Origin of the sequence: Mucilaginibacter sp. (assembly GCF_964263795.1) — a bacterium.
Classification (GTDB): Bacteria; Bacteroidota; Bacteroidia; order Sphingobacteriales; family Sphingobacteriaceae; genus Mucilaginibacter.
On sequence record NZ_CAXVWK010000103.1, the window covers coordinates 1 to 7469 of the forward strand.

General features: G+C 44.3%; 6 protein-coding genes and 2 tRNA genes. 6 read left to right on the top strand and 2 right to left on the bottom strand.

Features of this window, described 5'->3' with window-relative positions:
- The first annotated feature begins 73 nt into the window (after positions 1–73).
- From ACE5CV_RS16750 to ACE5CV_RS16760, 3 genes are all read left to right on the top strand, one after another.
- Complete coding sequence (locus ACE5CV_RS16750; RefSeq protein ID WP_374951346.1) at positions 74–781, top strand: TIGR00730 family Rossman fold protein; 708 nt, start codon at positions 74–76, stop codon at positions 779–781.
- 157 nt (positions 782–938) lie between these two features.
- On the top strand, positions 939–2165 hold the full coding sequence (locus tag ACE5CV_RS16755; RefSeq protein ID WP_374951347.1) for a TCR/Tet family MFS transporter: 1227 nt from the start codon (positions 939–941) through the stop codon (positions 2163–2165).
- A gap of 54 nt (positions 2166–2219) precedes the next feature.
- Positions 2220–3470, top strand: a complete 1251-nt coding sequence (locus tag ACE5CV_RS16760) for a TCR/Tet family MFS transporter (protein ID WP_374951348.1) — start codon at positions 2220–2222, stop codon at positions 3468–3470.
- On the opposite strand, the gene ACE5CV_RS16765 is transcribed toward ACE5CV_RS16760, so the two are convergent.
- Both ACE5CV_RS16765 and ACE5CV_RS16770 read right to left on the bottom strand, forming a co-directional pair.
- Positions 3454–4050, bottom strand: a complete 597-nt coding sequence (locus ACE5CV_RS16765) for a DUF502 domain-containing protein (protein ID WP_374951349.1) — start codon at positions 4048–4050, stop codon at positions 3454–3456. The two genes, ACE5CV_RS16760 and ACE5CV_RS16765, sit on opposite strands and share 17 nt — an antisense overlap.
- A gap of 2 nt (positions 4051–4052) precedes the next feature.
- Positions 4053–6512, bottom strand: a complete 2460-nt coding sequence (locus ACE5CV_RS16770; RefSeq protein WP_374951350.1) for a bifunctional UDP-N-acetylmuramoyl-tripeptide:D-alanyl-D-alanine ligase/alanine racemase — start codon at positions 6510–6512, stop codon at positions 4053–4055.
- A gap of 58 nt (positions 6513–6570) precedes the next feature.
- Here ACE5CV_RS16770 and ACE5CV_RS16775 point away from each other — a divergent pair, with 58 nt between their 5' ends.
- The 3 genes from ACE5CV_RS16775 to ACE5CV_RS16785 all read left to right on the top strand — a co-directional run bounded on the left by ACE5CV_RS16775 (position 6571) and on the right by ACE5CV_RS16785 (position 7382).
- Positions 6571–7053: a regulatory protein RecX gene (locus ACE5CV_RS16775; protein WP_374951351.1), complete on the top strand. Its 483-nt coding sequence runs from the start codon at positions 6571–6573 to the stop codon at positions 7051–7053.
- A gap of 121 nt (positions 7054–7174) precedes the next feature.
- A tRNA-Gly gene (locus ACE5CV_RS16780) sits at positions 7175–7247 on the top strand.
- Between the two features lie 50 nt (positions 7248–7297).
- Positions 7298–7382: transfer RNA gene (locus ACE5CV_RS16785), tRNA-Leu, on the top strand.
- Positions 7383–7469 lie beyond the last annotated feature (87 nt).

Here is a 7469-nt window from a genome sequence, read left to right on the forward strand (position 1 = left end):
ATTTATTGTAGTATAACTGAATAATAACTTCCGGACGCACCGACTTCTCGGACTTCCGGACTAATTTTTTAACATGACTGGTGAAGATAAAATAAGACAAGCATTTGAGAATAAAAACTGGCAGGAAATAAAGGTTACCGATTCCTGGCAGATCTTTAAAATAATGGCCGATTTTGTAGACGGCTTTGAGAAGCTGGCCAAGATAGGCCCCTGCGTTTCCATTTTTGGCTCCGCACGTACCAAAAACGACAACAAGTTTTACCAACTAGCTGAAGACTCGGCACGCCTGCTTACCGAACGTGGTTATGGCGTAATATCCGGGGGCGGCCCGGGCATTATGGAAGCTGCCAACAAGGGCGCTTACGAAGCGGGTGGTAAATCGGTGGGTTTAAATATCGAGCTGCCGTTTGAGCAGTTCCATAACAAGTACATCGACAGGGATAAGATCCTGGAGTTCGATTACTTTTTTATCCGTAAGGTAATGTTCATGAAATACTCGCAGGGCTTTATCATCCTGCCGGGCGGTTTCGGCACGATGGATGAATCATTCGAGGCCATCACACTGATCCAGACAGGTAAGATCGCCCGCTTCCCTATCGTGTTTGTAGGTGTAGACTACTGGAAAGGTTTGTTCGAATGGGTAGAAAGCCGGATGCTTAAAGAAGAGCATAATATCAGCCCCGATGACCTTAACCTTTACCGCGTGGTTGACACTGCCGAAGAAGCTGTTGAGCATATCTTCCGTTTCTATGATAAGTACGTTCTAAAACCTAATTTTTAACAGATTACCCGTAAACAGAAAGCCCTCCGGACAATTGTCCGGAGGGCTTTCTATCTTTTACTTGTCATGATTACACAAGTCTGCTGGTTATCAGCAGCGGATATTATTTTATAGAATTTGCCAATGTATTAAAGAAATTAATTGTTTATTTACAGCAATGGACACCCTAACCCAACCTAAGAAGAAGGCGGCCCTAAGCTTTATTTTTGTTACGCTGCTTATCGATGTAATAGGCCTGGCGATCATCATCCCGGTTTTCCCTAAACTTATCGAAAATCTTATTCACGGTAACATCAGTGAAGCTTCGCGATATTCGGGCTTGCTGTTGGTGGCATACGCTGTGATGCAATTTCTTTTTTCGCCGGTAGTGGGTAACCTAAGTGATAAATACGGCCGCCGGCCGGTGCTGTTATTTTCATTGTTGGGTTTTGGTATCGATTATCTTTTCCTTGCCTTTGCACCTACTATTGGCTGGTTATTTTTAGGGCGCGTTATAGCAGGTGTTACCGGCGCAAGCTTCACAACTGCGGCGGCTTATATTGCCGATGTAAGCGAGCCCGAGAAACGTGCGCAAAATTTTGGGATGATAGGTGTTGCCTTTGGTTTAGGCTTTATTATAGGGCCGGTAATAGGCGGTGTGTTAGGTAAGTATGACACACATTATCCATTTTACGCTGCAGCTACTCTGGCTTTGCTTAACGCCGCTTACGGTTTTTTCATCCTGCCCGAATCGTTGGATAAAGAGCATAGGCGAGATTTTGACTGGAAACGCGCTAACCCGATGGGCAGCCTTATCCAGTTAAAGAAATATCCACAGGTTATCGGCCTGGCGGTTTGCCTGTTCATTGTTTATTTTGCCGCCCACGCCGTGCAGAGTGTATGGACATTTTACACTATCGAGAAATTTAAATGGAGCGAAGATGTGGTTGGCTATTCCCTTGGGTTTATCGGTTTGATGATCGCTATCGTTCAGGGCGGGTTGATCCGTATTACCATCCCTAAATTAGGGCAGCAACGCAGTATCTGGATAGGGTTGCTGTTATATGCAATTGGTATGCTGCTATTCGGGCTGGCCAGTAAGGGATGGATGATGTTCGCCTTTATGGTGCCTTACGCGCTGGGCGGTATTTGCGGTCCGGCATTGCAAGGCGTAATGAGTAATGAAGTACCCAAAAACGAACAGGGCGAATTACAGGGTGGCCTCACCAGCATAATGAGTCTCAGTTCTATTTTCGGGCCTTGGTTCATGACCTTTATCTTTTATTATTTTACCAGTGCAAAGGCACCGGTTCATCTGCCCGGCGCACCGTACTTTGTTGCCTCGGCGTTGATGCTTGTCGGCGCGGTACTTGCTGTAAGGAGTTTCAAAAAACAGGCGGCTTAAAACTATTATTAACAGCATCTGTATAATATACCGCATAGATGCTAATTACTTGATATGGATGGACCCAAACAGCACGGTAAAGCTGCGTTGAGCTTTATTTTCGTTACTGTATTTATTGATACGCTGGGCTTGGGCATTATTATTCCAATTCTCCCAAAACTGCTTGAGCAGCTTGCCCATGTTGATGTAAGTATGGCCAGCCAATACAGCGGTTATCTTACGTTCACGTACGCCACCATGCAATTTCTGTTTTCGCCGGTTTTAGGTAACCTGAGCGACAGGTTTGGCCGGCGGCCTATATTGCTATTTTCACTGATTGGATTTGGCATCGATTACTTGTTTATGGCCTTTGCCCCTACTATTCTATGGCTTTTTGTAGGTCGGTTTATAGCCGGTATTGCTGGTGCAAGTACCACTACGGCTACAGCCTATATCTCTGATGTAAGCAGTGGCGATAAACGTGCGGCTAATTTCGGTTTAATAGGCGCTGCAACAGGCCTGGGTTTTATTTTAGGCATTGGTATGGGCGGCTTTTTGGGCGATATCTATGTTAAGCTGCCCTTTTTGGTTGCGGCGGGCCTTGCACTTGTTAATGCGGTGTATGGTTTCTTTATCCTGCCGGAATCTTTAGAAATGAAAAACCGTCGTCGGTTTGAGTGGAAGCGGGCTAACCCGGTTGGCTCACTGCTGCGTTTAAGGCGTTACTCAACCGCGGTAAGCACGCTTATTACCGCTTATACTATTGTGTACATCGGTCAGAAAGCTGTTGAGAGCACGCTTCCATTTTACCTTATTGAAAAATTTAAATGGACAGGATCGAGCATAAGCGCCCTCGGGATGTTTTTAGGGTTGCTTATTGTTGGCATACAAGGTTTCTTTGTGCGATGGACAATCCCAAAGTTTGGGTTGCGTAAAAATATTATGGCAGGCATTGCCTTTTACGGCACCGGCCTGATACTGATAGCATTTAACAACACCGGCTGGCTGATGTACCTGTTTATGATCCCTTATTGTTTAGGGGGAATCGGCGGCACGGCTATGCAGGGTTTTATATCTGAACATGTAAGCGCCAAAGAGCAAGGTGAGCTGCAAGGTGCATTAACCAGCCTGGTTAGCGTAACTACCATCATTGGCCCGCTGATTATGACAACGCTGTTCCATCACTTTACAACATCTAAAGAAAGTGCTATTTACTTTCCGGGGGCACCTTTCGCGATGGGTGCATTGTTAATGATAGTGAGTATCCTGTTAACTGTCCGGAGTTTTAAGAAAAAAGAGCCTCAGAAGCTTATTCCAAACCACTAACCCCGCCCGATATTACAAATTTCATCACTTCGGCTGCAGTCTTATCAATAGGTTTTACTTTGTTGGCCGATACGATAACAACCTGCCCGGCAAATGAATAGGAATACGGAAAATATACGGCTACCTCTCCGGGCAGGTCAATTGCTTTTAGGTCCTTCTGCACCAAAAAACCAATCTTTTTTAGCCCAAATTCATTGACCTGAACCAATACCGGCTCGTTGAATTTTTTTTCGTCGCCAACAAAAGCTTCCGTCAAATCTTTTATGGACGAATAAAGAAATTTGAATATTGGCAGACGGTTTAACCAGCGGTGAAACCAGGCTTTTATAGGATCGGTAACCACATTGGTCACCAGTATGCCCGCTATCAGAATAATCACAATCACGTTGAGGATGCCTAAGCCGGGTATGTACAAAGGCTTGCCGGTTTTGCTATTGGCCCAAAACAGGTCACTGATGTTTAATGCGTTGTCGATAGATGATATTGCCCAGAAGATCAGAAAAAAAGCTGCGCCCAGTGGCACCACTATCAGCAGGCCTTTAATAAAATAGTTCAGCAAGGCGCGAAAAATCCTTCTCATAGCTATTCGTAAAAATACACTCTTTTAACCCGCTCAGAAACATTTGTTAATATTTCGTAAGGGATGGTACCAATTTGATGTGCCAGTTCTTCAATCCGTAACTGTTCGTTAAAAACAATAACCTCATCCCCTTCCTTAACCTCCGCTGCTGTTACATCAAGCATGCACATATCCATTGATACGTTGCCTACGGTTGGCACAATTACACCGTTTACCAGCATCCTGCCCACGCCATTCCCAAAAGCACGGCGGTAGCCATCGGCGTAACCAATTCGTACGGTTGCTATTTTTCCATCGTCTTTCAGGCTGCCATTGCGGTTGTAGCCTATGGTATCGGCAGCCAGCACTTTTTTCACCTGCGATACGGTTGTTTTTAGGGTAGCTATCGGCCTTAAACTGGTATCATCCTGCGATACGGCAGCATCCACACCATACAAGCCGATGCCCAGGCGAACCATATCATACTGCGCGTTAGGCCAGCGTGTAATGCCCGATGTATTGCTGATGTGCTTAATTACGCGGTAACCAAGAGCATCCTCTATCTGCTCGCAGGCCTTTTCAAATATGCCAATCTGTTTGAGTGTAAAAAGGTCGTGTTGCTCATTATCACTGGCAGCCAGGTGCGAATAAACAGATTGCACATGGATATAATTATTTACTTCCAGCAGATCGCATAAGGTTTCTAGCTCAAAATCCTCAAAGCCTACCCGGTGCATACCACTATCAATTTTGATATGTACGGGATATTCTGCGACGTCTGCTTCCTGCGCGTACTTTACAAACTCATCCAGCAAATTAAAGCTATACATCACCGGTTCTAACTTATGAGTGGTTAATTTATCATAGGCAAGTGGTTCCGGGTTTAACACCATAATGGGCAAGGTGATGCCTGCTTCACGCAGTGCTATACCTTCATCGGTATAGGCCACCGCCAAATAATCTACTTTATTATATTGAAGAATGTTGGCTACCTCGAAACTGCCGCTGCCGTATGAAAAAGCTTTAACCATTGCCATAAGTTTAACCCCGGGTTGCAGCCGCGCCTTATAAAAATTAAGGTTGCTGAGTAAAGTGTTGAGGTTAATTTCCATCACCGTTTCGTGCGCTTTTTGTACCAGCGCGCGGCTTACCCGCTCAAACTCAAAACTGCGCGAACCTTTTATCAGAATGGTTTCCTGGTGCAGGTGTAGGCGGCTCAGGTCTTTCAGTAACGCGGCAGTATCATCATAAAAGTGCATCTCTGGCAGGTGAAAATGTTGCTTGTGCTCCTGAAGCGATTGCCCAACAGCGATGAATTTTTCTACCTCTTTATCCCTGATCATTTGCGCAACTTGTTTGTAAAGCGTATCGGCTTCCAAACCGGATTGATAAATATCTGATAATATGAGTGTTTTCTTCTGATGCTGATTTTGCTGATCTAAAAAATTGAGAGCTATCTCTAAAGACTGGATATCGGAATTGTAAGAGTCGTCTATAATGGAACAATCGTTTATGCCATGTTTCAATTCTAACCGCATGCTTACGGCAACAAGGCGCTCAATGCGGTCATCGGCATCTGCCGCACTATAACCCATTGCAAGCATAGTTGCCCAGCAAACGATAGCGTTCTCTATAGATGCCTCATCTCTAAAAGGTATCAAACATTCAATTTCCTGCTCTTTATAAATAGCCCGGAGGTAATATTTACCTGAGATAGTTGTTTCACTAAATACGTATAGATCTGCCAGGTTAAATTTGCGGCTCCAGGTAAAGCACTCTCTGCTTTGCAGTTCGTCTTTATGATCAATCAGTTGATCGTAATTATAAATGATCTGTTTGCAATTTTTAAATAGCTTAAGTTTTTCAGATACTTTCTGCTCTCGGGTTTCGAAACCTTCATCATGAGTTGTGCCAATGTGGGTAAGCACACCAATCGTAGGCTGTATCACTGCCTCCAGTTTATCCATTTCATCGGGCACGGAAATACCTGCCTCAAAAATGCCTAAGGTATGTGTATCATTCATTTGCCAAACAGACAACGGCACGCCTATTTGTGAGTTGTAGCTTTTTGGGTTGCGAACGATATTATTTTCGGGACACATTAATTGGTAAAGCCACTCTTTAACAATGGTTTTGCCATTGCTACCGGTAACACCAATAACAGGGATGGTAAACTGCTCACGATGATGTGCCGCCAGTTGCTGTAATGCATGCAGCACATTTGCCACCACCAGGAAATTGGCATCAGGCATAATAGCATCCACATGGTTTTGAACAACAAAATTACGCACGCCAGCAGTGTAAGCATCGGCAATAAACAAATGGCCGTCCCGGCGATTGGAGAGTGCAAAAAACAAAGAAGCTGCAGGGTTAATAATCCGTCGGCTATCGGTAACCAAAATGCTTATTGTAGCATCAGAAACCACATTACCGGCGGCACCTATGATCTGCTGTACTTCTTTTATGGTATAGGTAGATTGCATGTTACGAATTTGCTTATATTTCTGCGAATAGAAGAATTTTAGCTTATTTTGGTTCTGGATGGATTCGCCTAAAACAATAAAAATAACCGACGAAAAAATTGGGCTAAAAAAGGCCGAACACTATTGCGCTTACCAGGAGCGCTCGCAGCAGGAAGTGCGAGATAAACTTTACGAATGGGGTTTATGGACGTCTGCTGTGGAGAATATAATCACTAAACTAATAGAAGACAATTACCTTAACGAAGATCGTTTTGCCAGGGCATACGTTCGTGGTAAATTCAACCAGAAAGGCTGGGGTAAAATAAAGATAAAACAGGGCCTTCAGTTAAAAAAAGTATCGGCGCCGCTAATCAAAAAAGCGCTGATGACCATTGACCCGGATGAGTATATGGCCACTTTAGCAAAAACACTAACTAAAAAGGCAGCTACTGTTTCTGAAAAAAATGAGTATATACGCCGTTATAAACTGCAGCAGTATGCTCTAAGCCGGGGTTTTGAAACAGAGCTGGCAGCTGAGGTTTTGAAAAACAGTGAGTTATAAAAAACTTTAAAAAAACTTCAATTTTTCCTTGCAGGACATTCATTTCTGTCTATATTTGCACTCCCGCAAACGCGATAAGTAAAGGGTTAAACCACAGCTTAAAGTTTAAGGGAATACCAACGCGAAAGTAGCTCAGTTGGTAGAGCACGACCTTGCCAAGGTCGGGGTCGCGAGTTCGAATCTCGTCTTTCGCTCAAATCCCTCTCTAAACCGGAGGGATTTATTTTTAAAAGGTCAATCACCTGCTCAGATGGTGGAACTGGTAGACACGCAGGACTTAAAATCCTGTTCCCGTAAACGGAGTGCGGGTTCGATTCCCGCTCTGAGTACTAACCCTCACAGCCGACGTTGTGAGGGTTTTGTTTTTAAGCTCTAAATGGGCTTTTTATCGCTCTTCCCGGCAAAAAGTAACTCAA

Bases quoted from the DNA above. Each gene is read 5' to 3' on its own strand.
- ACE5CV_RS16750 (WP_374951346.1), top strand. From the start codon at position 74: ATGACTGGTGAAGATAAAATAAGACAAGCATTTGAGAATAAAAACTGG.
- ACE5CV_RS16755 (WP_374951347.1), top strand. From the start codon at position 939: ATGGACACCCTAACCCAACCTAAGAAGAAGGCGGCCCTAAGCTTTATT.
- ACE5CV_RS16760 (WP_374951348.1), top strand. From the start codon at position 2,220: ATGGATGGACCCAAACAGCACGGTAAAGCTGCGTTGAGCTTTATTTTC.
- ACE5CV_RS16765 (WP_374951349.1), bottom strand. From the start codon at position 4,050: ATGAGAAGGATTTTTCGCGCCTTGCTGAACTATTTTATTAAAGGCCTG.
- ACE5CV_RS16770 (WP_374951350.1), bottom strand. From the start codon at position 6,512: ATGCAATCTACCTATACCATAAAAGAAGTACAGCAGATCATAGGTGCC.
- ACE5CV_RS16775 (WP_374951351.1), top strand. From the start codon at position 6,571: ATGGATTCGCCTAAAACAATAAAAATAACCGACGAAAAAATTGGGCTA.